This window comes from Mesorhizobium sp. P160187 (assembly GCF_057766425.1).
In genome coordinates, this window is record NZ_JBYMDX010000003.1 from 1,128,539 (window position 1) to 1,148,637 (window position 20,099).

18 protein-coding genes, 1 tRNA gene and 1 pseudogene are annotated in these 20,099 nt (G+C 62.5%); 13 read left to right on the plus strand and 7 right to left on the minus strand.

Annotated elements, in window-relative coordinates; genetic code table 11:
• Positions 1 to 5: 5 nt before the first annotated feature.
• The 4 genes from AC3CCE_RS08775 (at position 6) to AC3CCE_RS08790 (ending at position 3,795) form a co-directional block, all read left to right on the plus strand.
• Positions 6 to 917 (plus strand): site-specific tyrosine recombinase XerD, encoded by a 912-nt coding sequence (locus tag AC3CCE_RS08775; RefSeq protein WP_286439652.1) that lies wholly within the window; start codon positions 6 to 8, stop codon positions 915 to 917.
• An 88-nt stretch (positions 918 to 1,005) separates the two neighbouring features.
• Positions 1,006 to 1,956 (plus strand): acetyl-CoA carboxylase carboxyltransferase subunit alpha, encoded by a 951-nt coding sequence (locus tag AC3CCE_RS08780; RefSeq protein WP_023685389.1) that lies wholly within the window; start codon positions 1,006 to 1,008, stop codon positions 1,954 to 1,956.
• Between the two features lie 234 nt (positions 1,957 to 2,190).
• Positions 2,191 to 3,486 carry a L,D-transpeptidase family protein gene (locus tag AC3CCE_RS08785; protein WP_352498132.1) on the plus strand — a complete coding sequence of 432 codons (1,296 nt, stop codon included), beginning with the start codon at positions 2,191 to 2,193 and terminating at the stop codon, positions 3,484 to 3,486.
• Between the two features lie 60 nt (positions 3,487 to 3,546).
• The gene (locus tag AC3CCE_RS08790) at positions 3,547 to 3,795 is read left to right on the plus strand and encodes a sulfurtransferase TusA family protein (RefSeq protein WP_027050749.1); all 249 of its coding nucleotides are present in this window, start codon (positions 3,547 to 3,549) and stop codon (positions 3,793 to 3,795) included.
• A 12-nt stretch (positions 3,796 to 3,807) separates the two neighbouring features.
• Here AC3CCE_RS08790 and AC3CCE_RS08795 read toward each other — a convergent pair whose 3' ends face one another.
• Both AC3CCE_RS08795 and AC3CCE_RS08800 read right to left on the minus strand, forming a co-directional pair.
• Positions 3,808 to 4,911 carry a CobW family GTP-binding protein gene (locus AC3CCE_RS08795; protein WP_352511838.1) on the minus strand — a complete coding sequence of 368 codons (1,104 nt, stop codon included), beginning with the start codon at positions 4,909 to 4,911 and terminating at the stop codon, positions 3,808 to 3,810.
• Between the two features lie 3 nt (positions 4,912 to 4,914).
• Positions 4,915 to 6,093 (minus strand): D-alanyl-D-alanine carboxypeptidase family protein, encoded by a 1,179-nt coding sequence (locus AC3CCE_RS08800; RefSeq protein ID WP_352459792.1) that lies wholly within the window; start codon positions 6,091 to 6,093, stop codon positions 4,915 to 4,917.
• Positions 6,094 to 6,326: 233 nt separating this feature from the next.
• On the opposite strand from AC3CCE_RS08800, the gene AC3CCE_RS08805 reads away from it, so the two are divergent.
• The 7 genes and pseudogenes from AC3CCE_RS08805 to AC3CCE_RS08835 all read left to right on the plus strand — a co-directional run bounded on the left by AC3CCE_RS08805 (position 6,327) and on the right by AC3CCE_RS08835 (position 10,274).
• On the plus strand, positions 6,327 to 7,490 hold the full coding sequence (locus AC3CCE_RS08805) for a M20 aminoacylase family protein (RefSeq protein WP_023714991.1): 1,164 nt from the start codon (positions 6,327 to 6,329) through the stop codon (positions 7,488 to 7,490).
• Between the two features lie 106 nt (positions 7,491 to 7,596).
• Positions 7,597 to 7,673: transfer RNA gene (locus tag AC3CCE_RS08810), tRNA-Arg, on the plus strand.
• A 176-nt stretch (positions 7,674 to 7,849) separates the two neighbouring features.
• Positions 7,850 to 8,740, plus strand: a complete 891-nt coding sequence (locus AC3CCE_RS08815; protein ID WP_352511839.1) for a HipA domain-containing protein — start codon at positions 7,850 to 7,852, stop codon at positions 8,738 to 8,740.
• The gene (locus tag AC3CCE_RS08820) at positions 8,733 to 9,518 is read left to right on the plus strand and encodes an HIRAN domain-containing protein (RefSeq protein WP_352511841.1); all 786 of its coding nucleotides are present in this window, start codon (positions 8,733 to 8,735) and stop codon (positions 9,516 to 9,518) included. The genes AC3CCE_RS08815 and AC3CCE_RS08820 overlap by 8 nt, the downstream gene beginning before the upstream one ends.
• 62 nt (positions 9,519 to 9,580) lie before the next feature.
• Entirely contained in the window at positions 9,581 to 9,823 is a 243-nt protein-coding gene (locus AC3CCE_RS08825; protein WP_352511842.1) for a hypothetical protein, read from the plus strand.
• A pseudogene (locus tag AC3CCE_RS08830) lies at positions 9,769 to 9,912 on the plus strand (hypothetical protein); the annotation flags it as partial. The gene AC3CCE_RS08825 and the pseudogene AC3CCE_RS08830, both read left to right, overlap by 55 nt.
• 56 nt (positions 9,913 to 9,968) lie before the next feature.
• Positions 9,969 to 10,274: a hypothetical protein gene (locus AC3CCE_RS08835; RefSeq protein ID WP_352511843.1), complete on the plus strand. Its 306-nt coding sequence runs from the start codon at positions 9,969 to 9,971 to the stop codon at positions 10,272 to 10,274.
• On the opposite strand, the gene AC3CCE_RS08840 is transcribed toward AC3CCE_RS08835, so the two are convergent.
• The 5 genes from AC3CCE_RS08840 to AC3CCE_RS08860 form a co-directional block, all read right to left on the minus strand.
• Positions 10,264 to 11,250 carry a methyltransferase gene (locus AC3CCE_RS08840; protein ID WP_352511844.1) on the minus strand — a complete coding sequence of 329 codons (987 nt, stop codon included), beginning with the start codon at positions 11,248 to 11,250 and terminating at the stop codon, positions 10,264 to 10,266. The two genes, AC3CCE_RS08835 and AC3CCE_RS08840, sit on opposite strands and share 11 nt — an antisense overlap.
• 237 nt (positions 11,251 to 11,487) lie before the next feature.
• A complete protein-coding gene (gene chrA / locus AC3CCE_RS08845) occupies positions 11,488 to 12,879 on the minus strand; it encodes a chromate efflux transporter (protein ID WP_352623546.1) in 1,392 nt (463 codons plus the stop codon).
• Positions 12,876 to 13,694: a chromate resistance protein ChrB domain-containing protein gene (locus tag AC3CCE_RS08850; RefSeq protein ID WP_023670055.1), complete on the minus strand. Its 819-nt coding sequence runs from the start codon at positions 13,692 to 13,694 to the stop codon at positions 12,876 to 12,878. The genes chrA and AC3CCE_RS08850 overlap by 4 nt, the downstream gene beginning before the upstream one ends.
• Positions 13,695 to 13,834: 140 nt before the next feature.
• A complete protein-coding gene (locus AC3CCE_RS08855) occupies positions 13,835 to 14,623 on the minus strand; it encodes a 3-hydroxybutyrate dehydrogenase (RefSeq protein ID WP_352511847.1) in 789 nt (262 codons plus the stop codon).
• A gap of 332 nt (positions 14,624 to 14,955) precedes the next feature.
• A complete protein-coding gene (locus tag AC3CCE_RS08860; RefSeq protein ID WP_023824982.1) occupies positions 14,956 to 15,492 on the minus strand; it encodes a TetR/AcrR family transcriptional regulator in 537 nt (178 codons plus the stop codon).
• Positions 15,493 to 15,641: 149 nt separating this feature from the next.
• Here AC3CCE_RS08860 and AC3CCE_RS08865 point away from each other — a divergent pair, with 149 nt between their 5' ends.
• Together AC3CCE_RS08865 and AC3CCE_RS08870 are read left to right on the plus strand one after the other, a co-directional pair.
• Positions 15,642 to 16,946: an efflux RND transporter periplasmic adaptor subunit gene (locus tag AC3CCE_RS08865; RefSeq protein ID WP_023735209.1), complete on the plus strand. Its 1,305-nt coding sequence runs from the start codon at positions 15,642 to 15,644 to the stop codon at positions 16,944 to 16,946.
• Positions 16,943 to 20,026, plus strand: coding sequence for an efflux RND transporter permease subunit (locus tag AC3CCE_RS08870; RefSeq protein ID WP_023696405.1), 3,084 nt, complete (start codon positions 16,943 to 16,945; stop codon positions 20,024 to 20,026). The genes AC3CCE_RS08865 and AC3CCE_RS08870 overlap by 4 nt, the downstream gene beginning before the upstream one ends.
• Positions 20,027 to 20,099 lie beyond the last annotated feature (73 nt).

A 20,099-nucleotide genomic window follows, 5' to 3' on the forward strand; every position in this document is an offset into this window, starting at 1 on the left:
GGAACATGAACAGCGCGGCTCGCATCGAAGCCTTTCTCGAGATGATGAGCGCCGAACGCGGTGCCGCTGCAAACACGCTGTCTTCCTACCGCCGTGATCTCGAAGACGCTTCGCAGCAGATTGCCGGCGGGCTTGCCGCTGCCGCCGCAGCCGACATCCGCGCCTATCTCGACGATATCGCGGCGCGCGGCTTTGCGTCGACGTCGCAGGCGCGCAAACTGTCGGCGATCCGCCAGTTCTTCAAGTTTCTCTACGCCGAGGGCTTGCGCGGCGACGACCCGACCGGCACGCTGGACAGTCCGAAAAAGGGCCGGCCGCTGCCCAAGACGATGAGCGAGGCCGATACCGGTCGGCTGCTCGACCGTGCGGCGCTTGAGACAGGCGATGGCGTCAATGGCGACCGGGTGGCGGCACTGCGCCTGCACGCTTTGGTCGAGGTGCTCTATGCCACCGGCCTGCGCGTCTCCGAACTTGTTGGCCTGCCGGTGACCGTCGCCCAGCGCGACGACCGCTTCTTCATGGTGCGCGGCAAGGGCGACAAGGAGCGCATGGTGCCGCTGTCGGCCAAGGCCCGCATGGCGATGCGGGCATGGCTCACGGCCCGGGCGTCGGTGCCGGCTTTCGCCGACAGCCCGTTTCTGTTCCCGGCCGCCGGCGACAGCGGCTTTCTCTCCCGGCAGGTCTTTGCCCGCGACCTCAAAGGCCTTGCCGCGCGGGCCGGCATATCGGCGGCCAAAATTTCGCCGCATGTGCTGCGCCATGCTTTTGCCAGCCATCTCCTGCAGAACGGCGCCGATCTCAGGGCAGTGCAGCAGCTGCTCGGCCACGCCGATATCTCGACCACGCAGATTTACACGCACGTGCTGGAAGAGCGGTTGGTGCGGCTGGTCAACGATCATCATCCGCTTGCCGACTAGGCCTCATATCGCTATGTGAGGGCAACGTGCCCGCGCGGAGCCTACATCTGCGCGATGTTTGCCTTCCGACGCATCGGTCCGCTCAAGAATGTACAATTACCTCGATTTCGAAAAGCCGGTGCAGGACCTTGAACTCAAGATCCTCGAGCTGAAGAAGCTTGCCGAGAATGGCGAGGCGGTCGACGTCGGCGACGAAATCAGCCGGCTCGAGAAGCGCGTGCGCGACGCGCTGCGCGACATCTACAAGGCGCTGACGCCGTGGCAGAAGGTGCAGGTCGCGCGCCACACCGACAGGCCGCATTGCCTCGACTACATCAAGGGTCTGTTCAGCGATTTCACGCCGCTCGCCGGCGACCGCAATTTCGGCGAGGACCAGGCGATCATCGGCGGCTTCGCCCGCTTCCGCGGCGAACCGGTGGCCGTCATCGGTCAGGAAAAGGGCTCCGACACGGCGAGCCGGCTCAAGCACAATTTCGGCTCGGTGCGCCCTGAAGGCTACCGCAAGGCCGTGCGGCTGATGGAACTTGCCGACCGTTTCCAGATCCCACTTCTGACGCTGGTTGACACCGCCGGCGCCTACCCCGGCGTTGGCGCCGAGGAACGCGGCCAGGCTGAAGCCATCGCCCGCTCAACCTCGGCCTGCCTCGGCCTCAAAGTGCCATCGATTTCGGTTGTAATCGGCGAAGGCGGTTCGGGCGGCGCCATTGCGATCGCCACCGCCAACCGCGTCTACATGCTGGAACACGCCATCTATTCGGTGATCTCGCCGGAAGGCGCTGCCTCGATCCTGTGGCGCGACACCACGCGCTCGAAAGATGCGGCGACCAACATGAAGATCACCGCCCAGGACCTTCTGGAAATGAAGATCATCGACGCCATCATTGCCGAGCCGCTCGGCGGCGCCCAGCGCGCGCCCGAAACGGTGATCGCCGCCACCGGCGACCTCATCGCCAAGACGATGAAGGATTTTGCCGGCGCCAACACCGATTTTCGCGAACAGCGCCGCGAAAAATATCTGGCGATGGGCCGCAGCCTCTGATTTTTGCCGGCAGCGCACCGCAATGTGGCGTCAAGGAGCAATTTCGCCACAAAAATGCCGCCGCATTCGGCTCAATAAAAAATCCGTGACACCGAGCGAATTGCCGTGGGGGGCGCCTTCCGATGCTTGCGGTAAGGAATTTTCAAGGTTAACGGGCTTAGGGTCCGTCGGTGTTCAGCATGCAGGCCCGGGCGCTATCCGGCCGTGACGCGAGAAAAAGACATAGCCGTATCCATGTTTACCAAGCTTGCCCGCACTGGACTTCTGATCGCCGCGCTTGGCGTTGCCGGCTGCAACGATTCCTCGATGAAGAATTTTGCGCCGGAAGCCAGCAAGCCGCTGCCGGACAAGATCCTGGCCGACATGAAGGCCAAGGGCATGATCCGCACCTCGTCGGTGATGGCCCGCATCTTCAAGGAAGAAGGCAAGCTCGAAATCTGGAAGGCCAAGACCACCGGCCGCTACGAGATGGTCGCCAGCTACGACATCTGCAAATGGTCGGGCAAGCTCGGCCCAAAATACACCGAGGGCGACCGCCAGGCGCCGGAAGGTTTCTATACGGTCCGCCCGTCGCAGATGAATCCGCGCTCGAACTATCATCTGTCCTTCAACATCGGCTATCCCAACGCCTATGACCGTGCCAATGGCCGCACCGGCGCCAATCTGATGGTGCACGGCGCCTGCTCGTCGTCGGGCTGTTATTCGATGACCGATCCGCAGATCGAGCAGATCTACGCTTTTGGTCGCGATGCCTTCCAGGGCGGCCAGACCGAGTTCCAGATCCAGGCCTTCCCGTTCCGCATGACCGCCGCCAACATGGCGCGCTACCGCAACGACCCGAACTATGAGTTCTGGAAGATGCTGAAGGTCGGTTACGACAATTTCGAGATCACCAAGGTGCCACCGAAGGTCGATGTCTGCGACAAGCGCTATGTCTTCAACCAGGTGGCCCCCGAGGGCACGACATTCGATCCGACCGGCGCCTGCCCGGCGACCACGCAGCCGGATTCGCTGAAGAGCGCACTCAACGCCTATCAAAGCAGCTATGACGCGGCCTTCACCGGCGCGGTCAAAGCCAGCGTGCCGGCGCCCAAGCCGACCATTGCCGGCATCAAGGAAGCCGCCATCGTTTCCGAATGGTCGAAGCGCCGCGCCCGGGGCGAGCGCGTGCCGATCGAACCGCCGTCGCTGAATTCCGACGGCACGCTGACCGAGACGGCGCGCATGGGCCGCATCGATTCGCCCGCCGGCCGCAAGATGGCGGCGCTGGACGCAGAGAAGGAAGCCAAGCGCAAGGCCGAGGAACAGCGGGTTGCTGCCATCGAGGCTGCGAAAGCCGCCAAGGCCCAGGCACTGGCTGAAAAGCAAGCCGCAAAGGCCCAAGCGCTGGCCGAAAAGGAAGCAGCCAAGCAGGCCCCCCAGCAGCCGGTCGCCACTGCGAGCGTCGAGGCGGTGCCTGCAGAACCGCCGGCGGACGAAAGCCGGATGTCGAAGATCAAGAACAAGCTGCTAGGCATGTTCGGCGGCTGAGGTTTTTCGCCTTGCCGATGCATGTCGCCCAAAAGTGCGCAGCGGTTTTGGGACAAAGACATGCATGAAGACAAACAAACAAATCACACCGCGATCTATGACCTCAAGGGCCTGAACTGCCCCCTGCCCGTTCTCAAGGCGAAAAAACGCTTGGCGGCAATGCAGCCGGGCAGCCGGCTTTGGCTGGAGACCACCGACCCGCTGGCGGTCATCGACATCCCCGCCTTTTGCGCCGACGCTGGCCACCAGCTTGTTGAAACATCAGCCGTCAGCGGCGGCCACCGCTTCCTGGTCGAACGCGGCGCATAGCGAGCCTGACAATCAGCCCCCGGCTATCGCCAGCGGATTGCTCTCCAACGCCGCGCGATCCGGCGTGTCGATCGACGGCCGGTTGGTGAAGGCGGAAAACAGCCGGCGCACATAATCTTCCGGCATATCGAGCGTGATCAGCACCAGCCTGGTGCCGCGTTGGCCGTCCGGCCAGGCCAGCAGCCGCGCCGGCGGATGCAGGATCTTCTGCACCCCGTGGACGACAAGCGGCCGCGACGGGTCCTCCGCAAGCTCGATGACGCCCTTCATCCGCAAAAGCTTGTCGCCATGCGCAGAACGCAGCAGGTCGAGGAACATCTCGATCGCCGAAAACGGCACCGGGCCGTCATGGACCAGCGAGTAGGAGCGCACGCGGGAATCGTGGCGGTGGTGGTGCTCATGCTCGCCGTGGTCATGATCATGATGATGGTGGTGCTCATGGGCGGCTTCTTCGCCGAGCCAGCGCCGGACATCGGCGGATTTGGTCGCCGGATTGTAGAGGCCGCAATCGAACAGCGCCGTGACGCCGGTTCGGCCGTCGCCGGCGTCCAGCACCACGGCGCCTGGATTGAGCTGATGGAGTCGCGTTCGCAAAGCATCGACGTCGCCGGGATCGCTGGCCAGATCGACCTTGGTCAGCACGATGCGATCGGCGACCGCCACCTGCTTGACCGCCTCGACATGGCCGTCGAGCGTCGCATTGCCGTTGACCGCGTCGACCAGCGTGATGACGCCATCAAGTCGGAAGGCCTGCACAAGGGCGGGATGCGCCATGATCGACTGCAGCACCGGCGCCGGATCGGCGAGCCCGGTGGTTTCGACAACGACGCGGGCAAGGCGGGCGATACGGCCGGTCTGCAGCCGGTCGACGAGGTCAGCCAGCGTATCGACCAGTTCGCCGCGCACCGTGCAGCACAGACAGCCGTCGGACAACTGGATGATGCCGTCCGAGGCCTGCTCGACCAGCAGGTGGTCGATCGCCACCTCACCGAATTCGTTGATGATGACGGCCGTGTCGACCAGTGCCGGATCTTTGAGCAGCCGGTTGAGCAATGTCGTCTTGCCGGCGCCGAGGAAGCCGGTGACCACCGTGACGGGTATCGGAAAGCCAACCATCGCCTAGTTCGCGGCTTTGACCAGCTGGTCGCCCTGCACCGCGGTTGCCTGACCCACCACGGCCGGTTCGGCGCCCTTTGGCGCCGGAATGTCTGGCCGCCAGCTCGGCAGCGGCACATCGGCGTATTCCTGGCCGCCCTGGTCGCGCATCGCCTTCGGCGCCGGCCCGGTGGCGCCGCCGAGGCCGACTGCAACCAGCGTCGGCACGTGGTCGAGCTTTTCCTGATAGGGCGATTTCGGCACGTCGGCGCCCTTCGCGGCCACCGGCGGAGCCGCCTCGGACTGCTCGTGCGGCGCCTTCTTCCTGCAGATCTCATCATGCATGTCGTTGGGTGACATTGTATCGCCATAGGAAGGCATGGCCGCGACCGTGAGCCAGTTCGGGTCGGGCATGGCAAAGCCCTGGTCAAGCAGCCTGGCGGCGGTCTCGGCACGGCTGATCGCCGATTTTTCGCCGAGCACGACCGCGACCAGCGTGCGGCCATTGCGTGTCGCCGAGCCGATCATGTTGAAGCCCGAGGGACAGACGAACCCGGTTTTCATGCCGTCGGCGCCTGGATAGCGCCCGATCAAGAGATTGTAGTTGGAGATCGCCTTCTTGCCGACGGCAAGGCCTTCGATCGAGAACCAGGGGGCGTATTGCGGGAATTCCTTGCGGATCGCCATCACCAGCAGGGCAAGATCGCGCGCCGTCGTGTACTGCTCCGGCGAAAACAGGCCGTTCGGATTGACGAAATGCGTTCCGGTCATGCCAAGCCGCGCCGCCTCCGCATTCATGCGAACGGCGAATCCGGCCTGCGAGCCGCCTATGTTTTCGCCGATGGCCATGGCGATATCGTTGGCCGATTTGACCAGCATCATCTTCAACGCATTGTCGAGCCGCATCACCGAGCCCGGCTTGAAGCCCATCTTGCTCGGCGGTTCGCCCGCCGAATGCTTGGTCACCTTGATCGGTGAATCGAGCTGGACCTCGCCGGCGGCAATCGCCCGGAAGGTGACATAGGCGGTCATCAGCTTGCTCAGCGAAGCGGGATACCAGCGCTTGAAGGCGTCCTGGTGCTGCAGAACCTTGCCGCTGTTGAGGTCGAACAGGATCACCGGATTGGCCAAAGCTGGCCCAGCCAGCATAGGTAGCGCCAAGCCGCCCGTTAGCAGTAATTTGAGGATATGGCTGTGCCGCATCATGGAATCCGAAATCGCCTCTTGCCGTAGTCGCCCCTGGCTCCGTAAGATTTCGTTACGCGATGGCCAGCATGACCTGATCCGGCCCTCAATTTCCGGATCACATTGTCTGGGGTGCTATTTACCCTATGTGACGCCAAGATGGCAAAGTGCCAAGATGGCAACAAGCATGGCAATCACAATTGCAATCAAGCAGGCCAGATCGTCTGCTCCAACAGCGAGATGGAACCATTATGCCGATTCTCAACCGCGCCGCCGAGATGCAGGATGAAGTTGCCGGCTGGCGACGCCATCTGCACCAGACGCCAGAACTGAATTTCGATGTCTTCAAGACCGCCGCCTTCGTCACCGAGAAGCTGAAGGAATTCGGCTGCGACGACGTGGTGACGGGCCTCGGCAAGACCGGCGTGGTCGGCATCATCCATGGCCGCAAGGGGCAAGGCGCGACCATCGGCTTGCGCGCCGACATGGACGCGCTGCCGATCAACGAGATCACCGGCAAGCCCTATGCCTCGACCGTTCCCGGCAAAATGCACGCCTGTGGCCATGACGGCCATACGGCGATGCTTTTGGGCGCCGCCAAATATCTGACCGAAACGCGCAATTTCGCCGGTTCGGTCGCGGTTATCTTCCAGCCGGCCGAAGAGGGCGGCGGCGGCGGCAACGAGATGGTCAAGGACGGCATGATGGAGCGTTTCGACATTTCGCGCGTCTTTGGCATGCACAACATGCCGGGCCTGCCGGTGGGCCAGTTCGCCATCCGGCCGGGTCCCATCATGGCGGCGACCGCCGAGTTCACCATCACGGTCAAGGGCCGCGGCGGCCATGCGGCGATGCCGCACGGCACGATCGACCCGATCGTCATCACCAGCCAGCTGGTCGGCGCCCTGCAGACGGTCGCTTCGCGCAGCACCGATCCGGTCGAGGCCGTGGTGGTTTCGGTGACGAAGTTCCACGCCGGCGACGCCTACAACGTCATTCCCGAGACCGCCGAGATTGCCGGCACGGTGCGCACACTGAAGAAAGAGATCGCCAAGAAATCGGAAGAGCGCATCCGCACCATCTGCGAAGGAATAGCCACCGCCTTCGGCGCGACGATCACTGTCGACTATGACGCCAACTATCCCGTGACCTTCAATCATCCGGAAGAAACGGTCTTTGCCGGCGATGTCGCGGCAAATGTCGCCGGCGACACCCAGGTCCACCGCGCCATCCAGCCGGTGATGGGCGGCGAAGACTTCTCCTACATGCTGGAAGCCCGACCTGGCGCCTTCATCTTCATCGGCAATGGCGAGACCGCCGGCCTCCATCATCCGGCCTACGACTTCAACGACGAAGTCATACCGCACGGCATGAGCTACTGGGTGAAACTGGCCGAAACGGCGCTGGCAGCCTGACCTGCCCCGACGAAAGGCCGGCCGATTAGCCTTCGGCCGGCCTCTTCATTGCCTTCGGCGAGCCTCTTGGCGAAACGATCGGAAGCGGCTATGTGTCGGGCCGCGTGGTCCCGTAGCTCAGTAGGATAGAGCGGCAGATTCCTAATCTGTAGGTCACAGGTTCGATTCCTGTCGGGATCACCACTCAACGAAACCAATCAGTTCTGGTGATCATGTCGCTTCCATGTTGCAAGCGGCTACCGTTGATTTCCAAGGGTTTCCTGCGAAACTCGGCCATTCCACGCGACATGTGGTGCGACATCAGAAGAGTAGTATGTCAGCGCCGCCGAACTGGCCGCAGCAGAGAGCGTCGTTTTTCAGTGATCTCAACCTATCCTATCATCGATATTGAAGCCGAGGCTGAGATCCCGGAGAGCCTAGGCACGAAAGAGAAATTCTGGGTAGCCCACGGCGAGAAACTGTGCCTTGTGAAATTTGGACGCCCGGATACCGGCGAGGATTGGGCGGAAAAGGTGGTTTGCGAACTCGCAACGCTCTTGGGACTATCCCATGCGCACTACGATTTGGCGACATTTGAAGGCAGACGATGCGTCATCACACCATCCCTCGTAGAGGAAGGCGGTCGTCTAATCCTAGGGAACGAACTGATCAACCAATCCACAAAAAGCGGAGATGGAACCCGAGAATACCTGCAGCGCGAGCACACTGTCGGGCGCGTGCTTGCTGCGCTCGCCGTTAGTCTCCGGCCCTTTTTTCGCACCGCATGGCACAATTTCATTGGCTATCTGCTTCTTGATGCTTGGACAGGCAACACTGATCGCCATCACGAAAATTGGGGTGTTATTCGATCTAGCGATGGAACAGTTCGTCTCGCACCGACATTCGATCATGCCTCCAGCCTGGGCAGGGAGTTATCGGACAAAGAGAGAGGAAGGCGTCTTGCGACCAACGACACCCGATACACGGTCGAAGCTTTCGCAAACCGAGCTCGCTCCGCCTTATTCGCTGAGGTGACGGATCGACGACCGTTGAGCACGATTGATGCGTTCGCGCTGACTGCTAGAGCAAATCGGAGCAGTCGCAACTATTGGCTTAAAAAGCTCGAATCCATTTCTGAAGCCTCCGTCACCGAGATTCTCGACATGGTGCCATCGCTTGTCATAAGTGATGCTCAAAAAGTGTTCGGCCTTCGCCTATTGTCAGCTAACAAGCGTAGACTGCTCGAACTGCGGGAGCGTGCCGGTGAGTGACGTTTTCTTCATCAATTGGCAGGACCCGGTCACTCGGCGATGGTATCCGGTGGCTAAGCTTCAACGAGCTTACGGGCAGTACATTTTTGCCTACACATTCGGAGCGTTGCACTCCCCTAACTTTTCGCCGTTCGCGGGGCTGACCGACCGAAACGCGGTCTATATCTCGAGTGAGCTTTTCCCGATTTTTGCGAACCGTGTGATGAACGAGCGAAGGCCCGAATTTGGCCAATACGCGCGTTGGTCCGGAATTCATGTTGATCAGAGTGCTGACCCACTGTTGCTCATGGCACGGATGGGAGGAGAACGAGCCACAGACACGCTTGAGGTTCATCCCGTCCCGGAGTTGAGTCCCAAAGGACACTACGAAACTGTCTTTTTTTGTCATGGTATGCGGCACGTGCTTGAGCAAGCTCAAGCTCGCACGCTCGCGCTTCGCCCTGGCGAACATTTGTTCCCAATGCTCGACATGCAAAATCCGTTCGATCCTAATGCTATCGCACTCAGATCGAGCGACCCGGCCGCCATGATTGGCTACTGTCCCCGCTATCTCGTTGGTGATCTGAAGAAGCTCGCCGCTGCGACTCAGAACTCCGTAAGACTCTCGGTTCGGCAGGTGAATGCAGATGCACCGGTTCAATTTAGACTTTTGTGCGAGCTAGTGAGCTGGTGGCCGCCAGGCTTTACGCCATGCGACGACGAGGAACATCGAACCATCGCACGCTTCCAGATCGAAGATCTGGACCCCGACCTCCATAAGCGCCTTCGCAATTTCTAGGCTTTGACCGTAGCTCGGCCGAAACGACAATCACGGGTACACTGAAGGGGCGTCTGATCGGAATGGATTTTGATTGGCAAAGCATCAACGCTTCAGGTTCGTTTGCCGAGCGCGACTACGTGACGAACAAGCTTTCGACGTGGATGCCCATTCTTGAACCGCTGCGGGACACGCCCCTTTCGGTTCTGGAAATTGGCTCCATGGAAGGTCGCTCTGCGCTTTTCTTTGCCAGCTATTTGCGAAAGCCGTCATCACCTGCGTCGATCCTTTCCACAAACGGGAGAAAAGGTTCGACAACAATCTGAAGCGCTTCGCCGATCGGGTCACGAAGGTTCGGGACTTCTCGCTGCCCGCGCTGATCAGGCTGCGCCAGGTAGGAGCGGAATTCGACTTGGTTTATATCGATGGTTGCCACCAGCGCGAAAGCGTCTTGATGGACAGCGTCCTGGCATGGGGATGCTCGAGTTTGGCGGCATGCTCATTTGGGACGACTACACCGACTACAAGGACGACAAGGCAAATTGGGAGCGTCCCACGTCCGCCGTCGATGGCTACCTGGTTGCCTACAGCCAGGAGTTTCAAGAGATATCGCGCACCAAACAACTCATAGTAAGGAAGACCGCCGATACACCGCGCTGCCCGGTAAAGGGGAAAGATCGGCTCACGCCGCCTCAGGAACTTTGTGCAATCCTTCCGGGGCTGGCTTTGAGGGCCACACGCCCGAAACCAACCACTCCAGCCACGTTCAGTCCGTGAGGCGCCCACGAAACAACGTGGTGCCGTCGGTCAGCTGCGACCTGGAGATATCCCGGAATCCAGCCTCGGTCATCCACGCGCGATACTGACCTTCTGTGTACGATTCGCCTGCGCGATAGAGGTTCAGGAAGGTGAGATTGAGAAAGACACCCTCAGGCGGGCCGAGGCGGTCGTCATCGACGACACCCCACCCCGCAATTGCGATCTCGCCTCCTTGGGTGAGGCAACGCGCCGCGTTCAGGATCGAACTCCGCGCCTGGTCCGGCGGCAGGACCTGGACGACGGCCTTCAGGATTGCCAAGTCATGCCGGCCGGTCGATGGCGCGACCGTTATGTCGCCTTCTTCGACAACCACATCGCCGGCACCGTATTCCGACAGGATCGCTGGTGCGACCGCCGCGACCGTCGGGAGTTCCATCAAAGTCGCCGCAATATGCGGCCATCGCTCGCGAAGACCGACCAGAATGGTCCCGGCGCCGCCGCCGATGTCGATCACCGAACTGACCGCCGAGAAGTCCAGTTCACGGGCGAGATTTCGGCCGAAAATCACCCCTCCCGGTGCGAGCATGCGGCTGAAGGCCGCTGCGGATTCTGGCCCCGCTTCGGAAAAGTCGTGCAGCGCGGCCGGCCGGTTCTGCCGCAGCGACTCTGCGGTCAAAAGGTCGGCTCCCCAGAGTTCGCGCAGCAGCACATGATCGCCGCCGCGATAGGTCGGCTTGGACGCGTCAAGAAACTCCGACGCTTCGGCTCCGTTGCGAAACTGACCATCCTCGACCTCGAGGAGACCGATGCTGGCGAGCGCGTAGAGGAGCCGCGACAGACGAGCGGGCTCGACTTTGAGCGCTGCCCCAAGGCTGTCGGCAGTCGCAGCATCGCCGCCGAGCCAGGTGAAGATGCCAAGGTCCAGCCCGGCACGAAGCGCCAAGGCGGGGGGCACCCCTGCGATCAGCTTGTCGATCCGATCGGAATCCACCATGTCATATCCCGTTGTGCGATCCAGGATCGACTTTGAACAGCTCGGCCAACCTCGTCAAATCAGTTCGCCAGCGCGCCGCTCTCCGCGTCGAGCAGGTTCAGCTTGGCGGTATCGGGTTCGACGTAAAGGGTATCTCCGGGGCCAGCGCTGATCCTACCAGCGCCCGCGACCGTTGTGCGCCGGCCCGGCATACCTCAAAAATCCGGCTGTGATAATGGCTGGTCGCGCCTTCGGACGCTACGCAGGCAAGGCCAGCAGCGCCAGTCCGGCCAGCGCCGAGCCGGCCAATGTCGGCAGCATGCCGATCCTCAGTTTCAGCATCGCGACCATAGCGGCTGCCGCCAGCAGCGCGGCACGCCAATCCAGCGACGACAGCACCGGCACCTCCATGCCCAGGCCAACGCGGTGCACCGCGCCGAAGACGACATGCAGTGCGAACCACAGCGCAAGGTTCATCACCACGCCGACGACAGCCGCCGTGATCGCACTCAGCGCCGCCGACAGTGCCTTGTTGCCGCGCAGCGCCTCGATGTAGGGGGCACCGAGAAAGATCCAGAAGAAGCACGGCACGAACGTCACCCAGAGCGTCAGCAATGCGCCGAGCGATCCGGCCACAAGCGGTCCCATCGCACCGGCGTGACGATAGGCGGCGACGAAGCCGACGAATTGCAGCACCAGGATCAATGGTCCCGGCGTCGTCTCGGCCAGGCCAAGCCCATCGACCATTTCACCCGGCGCCAGCCAGCCGAACGAGGTCACCGCTGCCTGCGCGACATAGGAGAGTGCGGCGTAGGCGCCGCCGAATGTGACCACCGCCATCAGGCTGAAGAAGCCGCCAAGCTGTGCCCAAACACTGGCAGGGCCGGTCAGCGCCAGGATCAGTACGACCGGCCCGAGCCAGATCGGCAGCCAGATCGCGATGGTGCGCGGCGCGTGCCATTTCGTCGGCTTGGTGTGAGCGAGTTCGCCGCGTTCGAACATGACGTCGACGGCGCCCCTGACATCGGGCAAATTGTCCTTGCCACGTGCGGCTCCGGAAAAACGCGCCGGTGCCAAGCGGTTGCCGATCCAGCCGGTCAGCCCTGCAACCAGGATGATCAGCGGAAACGGCAGCCTTATGACATAAATGGCAAGGAACGCGGCCACCGCGATCGCCATCACCACCCGGTTCTTGAGCGCCCGTTTGCCGATGCGGAGGACCGCCTCGACGACGACGGCCAGCACCGCCGCCTTGATGCCGAAAAACAGCGCCTCGATGACGGGCGCATCATTGTAAAGCACGTAGAAGATGCTGAGGCCCAGCATGACAAACGCACCGGGCAGCACGAACAGGATGCCGGCAACGAGGCCGCCGGCGGTCCGGTGCAGCAGCCAGCCGATATAGATGGCGAGCTGCTGTGCCTCGGGGCCTGGCAGAAGCATGCAGTAGTTGAGCGCATGCAGGAACCGCTGCTCGCCGATCCAGCGGCGATCCTCGACCAATTCCTTGTGCATCAGCGCGATCTGTCCGGCCGGCCCGCCGAAGGAGAGCAGGCCGATCCTTGCCCACAGTTTCGCGGCTTGGCGGAAGGTCGGGACCATCGGAGCCTCGGTAGCCTGTGCATCGTCGTCCGCGGCGAGGGCGCTCATGGCGCTTTGCCCGCGCTGGGCCAATTGTGGGTTTCGTCAGTGGCATCGCGGCACCATCTGAAGAACGCATCGTAGAGCAGCATGCCGGCATCAAGCTGTTCGAGATCGTCGCGGAACATGCGCGACAGCCCGAGCGATGCAGCGAGGAACCCGGCCGCCTGCGGTACGAGATCGAGGCGCGCCGTATCGGCTGCACGCACGATCAGCGCAAGGCGATCGAGCGCTTCGGACCGCAACCCGAACTCTTCGATCATCGTGTCGAAGGTGCAGCGCTCGCCGCGATGGCTCCAGAACACGTCGTCGATGTCGAAGGCAACCGCCCCAAACCGATCGGCGGCCGCCAGCACTTCAGACGGCTCGACAAACAGGAACACCGCCGAGGGATCGACGAAGCGGCGGATCAGCCAGGGACAGGCAATGCGGTCGACCTTGGGGCGGGCACGCGTCACCCAGACCGTGCGGCCCTTGTCGTCGCGGGGCGGTATCTTGTCGGCCTTGACCAGAAGTCCCTTGGCCGCCTGCCACGCCTCGAAGCCGCCTTCAAGGGATTCGGCAGCAATGCCCTCATGGCGCAGCCATGCGGCAACGCCTTGCGAGAGCTTCAGCCCCTTCTGGCAGATGACGACAGCATGAGCCCCCGTGAACTCGGCCGCCCAGCTCGAAACAGACTTGAAGTCGCGCCGGCACGAGGCCGGAAGCAGCCGCGGATCGGCGTCGTAGTCTTCGTCGATGCGGACATCGACAAGAACAGGCGCGTCGGACAGACCGACAAGGCGGGAAAGCTGCGCTACGGTGATTGCGGTTGTTGACGGCATGGCGTCCACCTCCAGAGTGAGAGTTTGGACGCGATCATTGGGCTGACGCCTCACGGGGTCGTCGCGAAGGAACCCCTTGCCACAATGCTGGATTGATCCTTCGTCTTTGTCAAGGAAAGAGCGGCGCCGGGGGACCGCGCCTACTGCGCCGTCCAGCCGCCATCCATCGGCAAAGTCGTGCCGGTAATCTGCCTGGCCGAGTCCGAGCACAGAAACAGCGTCAGCGCGGCGAGCTCCTCGACGGTTACGAATTGCTTCGTCGGCTGTGCCGCCAGGAGCACGTCGCGCTTGACCTGTTCCTCGGTCATGCCGCGCGCCTTCATCGTGTCGGGGATCTGCTTTTCGACCAGTGACGTCCAGACATAGCCGGGCGCGATGGCGTTGACGGTGATGCCGTCCTGCGCGACTTCCAGCGCTACCGTCTTGGTCAGACCCGCTATGCCGTGCTTGGCCGAGACGTAAGCCGACTTGAACGGCGAGGCGACCAGTGCGTGCGCCGACGCGGTATTGATGATGCGGCCCCATTTGCGCGCCTTCATGCCGGGCACCACCGCCTTGATCGCGTAAAAGGCGGCCAGCAGATTGATGCGGATGATGGCTTCCCACTTGTCATCGGGAAACTCCTCGATTGGCGCGACATGCTGTATCCCGGCATTGTTGACCAGAATGTCGAGGCTGCCCAAGGCCTGCTCTGCTTCGTGCACCATGGCGGTCACCGCTGCGCCGTCCATCATGTTGGCGCCGGAGTAGCGGCACCGGACGCCGAAATCCTTCTCGATGCCGGCGCGCTCCTGTTCGATCGCCGCGGCTTCGCCAAGGCCGTTGATCGTGACGTTGGCGCCCTCGGCGGCAAGGGCGCGCGCAATGGCCACACCAATGCCGCTGGTCGATCCGGTGACGAGCGCATTCTTCGAAGACAGGGAACCCATGGAGATCTCGCGACTGTTGTGAGGACTACAAAGGCACATAGTTTGTGCGCCGCAACATGACAATGCCATAACCATATGTCGGCGCCATCACAGCCCTAAAACGCGCTTTGCCGGCCTCGCCGAGCGCCGTCTCAAGGCTGACACGGCAGTGTTATGGTGCGGCGCAACATAGTCGGCCGCGCATTCGCGCAGTCATTCCTGAACCATCAATCCAACGAATCAGGGGGCTGTAGCTTGAAATCGCCGATGTCGTGATGCGTGCCTATGCCATGCCGCTCACCAACCGTCCTTTCCGCCCGGCCCGTATCGCTTCTTCGACCCGACGCCTTGAGCTATCCCGCAATCTCCAGCAGGGCCGATACCAGCAAGCGGCGTTCGTCGGCGGAAAGCACGTCGGAATCGAAGAGGTTCATGCTGCGCAGCCCTTCGATGGCCAGAAAGCAGACCAGCAGCGTCTTCAGGTCCGGCGTCTCGCTCTTCAGCCGCTGCAGCAGCTGCGACTTGAAGGCTTTTATCGGCGTCAGGAAATCCGGATCCTCGGCGATCGCCGAGAATATCCACGAAGCCGTCGGCTTCGGCTCCTCGCAATCATCCGCCGAGAGCCGGATATAGGTGGCGAGCAGGTTCTCACCGCTGGCGCCGGCGACACGGCCCGATTCCAGCGCCAGCTCGAACGCGCGCAGGTAATTCTCCACCAGGCCCTGCATCAGTTTGGCCTTGGTCGGAAAGTTATATAACAGGCCGCCTTTTGACACGCCGGCGCGGCTGGCGACGGCGTCAAGCGACAGGCTGCCGGGACCGGCCTCACGTGCGACATCGGCGGCGGCGGCGAGTATCTTGTCGCGCGAATTTGCCCTTTGGGTCTTCATCGATCCCTTCCCCCGCACCAGCCTAGGCGGAATTGACAAGACCGTCCAGACGGTACAGTAAGTTCGCCGTCATTTGTAATCGGGACCTGGCGTCGATAAGTGTCCCGCTATTCGGCTATTTTGCCGGAAACCGGCCGAGGGGACAGTTCGTGAAGCGCTTCATCTCTATCACCGCAATTCTGCTTCTGCTCGCTCTGGTGTGCGTCGGCGTTGTCGGCTTCAACCTGTTCCGCGACAACGCTATCAAACAGTATTTCGCCACCATGAAGCCGCCGGCGACGACCGTATCGACGGTTGTCGTCAAGCCTTCCGACTGGACGCCGGGCGTCGAGGCGATCGGCACGGTACGCGCCGTGCGCGGTGTCGACCTTACCGTCGAGACCAGCGGCATCGTCAAGGACATCCTTTTCCACGCCAACCAGAAGGTGCCTGTCGATTCGGTCCTGCTGCAGCTCGACGATGCCGTCGAACGCGCGGATCTCGTCGCGGCCAAGGCGCAGTCCGTGTCCGACAAGACGGCGCTCGAACGCGCGCTGGAACTGCAGCGGCGCGGCGTCGGAACGGATGCCACGCTCGACACCGCTCAAGCCGCTGCATCGGCCTCCGCCGCGCAGGTCAACAAGCTGCAGGCCGTGCTTGATCAGAAGCAGCTGACGGCGCCTTTCGCCGGCACCGTGGGCATCCCCAAGATCGACCTCGGCCAATATCTCTCGCCCGGCAACGCAGTGGTGACCTTGCAGGATCTGGACACCATGCGGGTCGATTTCTCGGTACCCGAACAGCAGCTGCCGCTGCTCAAGATAGGCCAGGCCGTGCGGCTCGGCCTCGGCGGCACCGGCGGCGGCGCCGACATGCCGTTTGCCGGCTCCATTCGCGGCATCGATCCCAAGATCGACGCTTCAAGCCGCCTGGTGTCCGTGCGCGGCGAGGTCGCCAACCCCGACGGCAAGCTGACGCCCGGCCAGTTCGTCCAGGTTCGCGTCGAGCTGCCGCAGGAGAAAAACATTCTGTCCTTGCCGCAGACGGCATTGACGTCGAGCCTCTATGGCGACTTCGTCTTCGTCGTCGTTCCGGCGAAGCCGGCGGAAGGCGCCCCAGCCGCGAAACCCGAGGAAAAGCCTGCTGCAGGGGCCGACGCGGCAAAGCCGGCGGCAGATGCAAAGCCGGCCGGCGCGAAACCGGCTGCCGAAGACGCCGCGGCGAAGCCCGCGGACAAGCCGGCTGTCGACCCCGCGAAGCCCGCGGCAGAACCGGAAAAGCCGGCGCTCGTGCTGTCGCAGGTGTTCGTGAAGCCCGGCCGCCGCAACGACGGCATGGTCGAGATCATCGAGGGCATCAAGGCCGGGGACGAGGTCGTCACCGCCGGTCAGAACCGTCTCTTCAACGGCATGTCCGTCGCTGTCGACAACACCATTGATCCCAGCAAGTCGGCTAACCAGCAGGCTCAGCAATGAACTTTTCCGACATCTTCATTCGCCGGCCGGTCCTCTCCACCGTCCTCGCCTGCATGATCCTGCTCCTCGGGTTCCAGGGCATCTTCAACCTGTCGATCCGGCAGTATCCCAAGGTTGACGAGACGGCGATCACCATCACCACCGCCTATCCCGGCGCCAGCGCCGACCTGATCCAGGGCTTCATCTCCGCCCCGATCGCGCGGGCCGTCGCCTCGACCGAGAACATCGACTACGTCACCTCGTCCAGCCGGCCGTCTTCGAGCACTGTGGTCGTCCAGATGAAGCTCGGCTCCAATCCGGATGTCGCGCTGACCGAGGTCCTGTCGAAAGTGCAGGGCGTACGCGGCACCTTGCCGGATGCATCCAAGGACCCGGTCATCGTCAAGGGCACCGGCCAAGAGTTCGCGATGATGTACATCTCGATGCAGAATCCGAACATGAGCAAGGAGCAGCTCACCGAATATATCGAGCGTGTCGTGCGGCCCCGCATGTCGACGGTCGAAGGTGTCGCCGACGTGCAGATCTTCGGCGCCGAGGAATATTCGATGCGGGTCTGGATCGACCCGGTCAAGCTTGCTGCGCGTGGCGTCACCGCCGCCGAAGTGCTGGCGGCGATCAACAACTCCAACTTCCTGTCGGCGCCCGGCAACACCGAGAACGAATATGTCGTCTCCTCGATCACGGTTCGCTCGACGCTGCAGACGCCTGAGGCCTTTGCCGAGCTTCCGCTGCGCTCGACGGACGGCCAGGTGGTGCGCTTGCGCGACGTGGCGCGAGTCGAGCTTGCCGCCGAGAGCACCGACACGAGGGTGAGCTTCAATGGCAAGCCCGGCACCTTCCTCGCCATCTTCCCGACGCCGGCCGCCAACCCGCTGACAACGGCGGAGGCGATCCACAAGATCGTGCCTTTGATTCAAGAGACGCTGCCGAAAGGCATGACCATCGAAATCGTTTACGATTCCACCGAACAGATCAGCGCCTCGATCGATGAAGTGTTCAAGACCATCGCCGAAGCCGTCGCCATCGTCGTCGTGGTCATCCTGTTGTTCCTCGGCTCATTCCGCTCGGTGATGATGCCGATCGTGACCATCCCGCTGTCGCTGGTCGGCGTCTGCTTCCTTTTGTTTGCGGTCGGCTATTCGATCAACCTTCTGTCGCTGCTGGCCATGGTGCTGGCCATCGGCCTTGTCGTCGACGACGCTATCGTGGTGGTGGAGAACATTCATCGCCACATGGAGGAGGACCACATGTCGCCGATGCAGGCGGCCTTCAACGGCATGCGCGAGATTTTCTCCGCCATCGTGGCCATGACCATCACGCTCGCCGCCGTGTTCGCGCCGCTGGCCTTCACCGGCGGCCTGACCGGCGCGCTGTTCCGCGAGTTCGCGGTGACGCTCGCCGGTTCGGTGGTGCTGTCCGGCCTCATAGCCGTCACCATCACGCCGATGATGGCGGCGCGTCTGCTCAAGGCGGGATCGCACAGTCGCTTCCAGCGCGTCGTCGACGGAACCTTCAGCCGTGTCGAGCATGTCTATGAGCGGGCGGTAACCGCCTCCTTGAGAAATCGACCGGTGACGCTGCTGATGGTCGTGGCGCTGGTTGCGCTCACCGGCTTCATGTTCACCAAGACCTCGAGCGAACTGGCGCCGGAAGAGGACCAGGGCTTCCTGTTGTCGATCGTGACGGCACCGCGCTACGCGACCTCGGACTACACCGAGACCTACGTCAACCAGATCCTCGGCCTGGTGAAGGACATTCCCGAAACCAGGGCGCAATTCTCCGCCGTTGCCTTTGGCGGCGCCACCAACGGCGCCTTTGTCGGCTTCGCCTTCAAGGATTGGGCCGAGCGCCAGCGCAACTCAAAGGAGCTTCAAGCCGATATCCAGGGACGCCTCGGCAAGGTGGCCGGCGTCGAGGCCTTCGTCTTCGCGCCGCCGACGCTGCCGGGCTCCGGCGGCGGCCTGCCGATCTCCATGGTGGTGCGCTCGACCGGTGGTTCCGCCGAGGTCTACGAGGCGGCCGAGCAGATTAAGAACAAGGCGCAGGCCTCCGGCCGCTTCATCGTCGTGCAAAACTCGATGTCCTTTGACGCTCCGCAGGTGACGGTGACCATCGACCGCGACCGCGCGGCGGCTCTCAACCTGCCGATCGCCGACATCGGCCAGACGCTGACGCTGCTGGTCGGCGGCGCCGAAGTGGCTCAGTTCGACCGCGACTCCAACAGCTACGACATCATCCCGCAGGTGCCGAAGGAATTCCGCGACAATCCCGAGAAGCTCGGCGAATATTTCGTGCGTAGCGTGACCGGCGAAATGGTGCCGCTTTCAGCGGTGGTGAAGATTTCGACCAACGCCGCGCCGGCCGCGATCGAGCAGTTCAACCAGCTGAACTCGGCGACGATATCAGCGCTGCCGCTTCCCGGCGTCACCACGGGCGACGGGCTGCAGACCCTGGAGAACCTTGCCAAGGAGAGCCTGCCCGATACCTTCTTCATCGATTATTCCGGCCAGTCCCGGCAGGAGAAGGAGCAGGGCAACACGATCCTTATCGCGTTCGCAGCCGCCGTAATCGTCATCTATCTGGTGCTGGCGGCGCAGTTCGAAAGCTTCCGCGACCCGCTGATCATCATGATGGCGGTGCCACTGTCGATCTTTGGCGCCATCGTGCCGCTCAATCTGGGGCTTGGAACGCTCAATATCTACACGCAGGTCGGCCTGATCACACTGATAGGTCTGATCACCAAGCATGGCATTCTTCTGGTCGAGTTCGCCAACCAGCAGCGCGAGCTGCATGGCATGAGGCGGCGCGATGCGATCGTCGCCTCGGCCAAGGTGCGCTTGCGGCCGATCCTGATGACGACAGCGGCGATGGCGCTCGGCGTCGTGCCGCTGATCGTGTCCAGTGGTGCTGGTGCGGCGGCGCGCTATTCGATGGGCCTCGTGATCTTCACCGGCATCCTGGTCGGAACCATGTTCACCCTGTTCGTGGTGCCGATGTTCTACACCTTCATCGCCAGCAAGGACCTGCCGCACCACGCCGAAAAGCCAGACCCGAAGCTGATGCCGGTGCACGCGGACTGAGCTGCGAACGGCGTTAGCGAACAAACGAAAAGAGGCCGGAAATTTCCGGCCTCTTTTTTGACTGGATTGATTT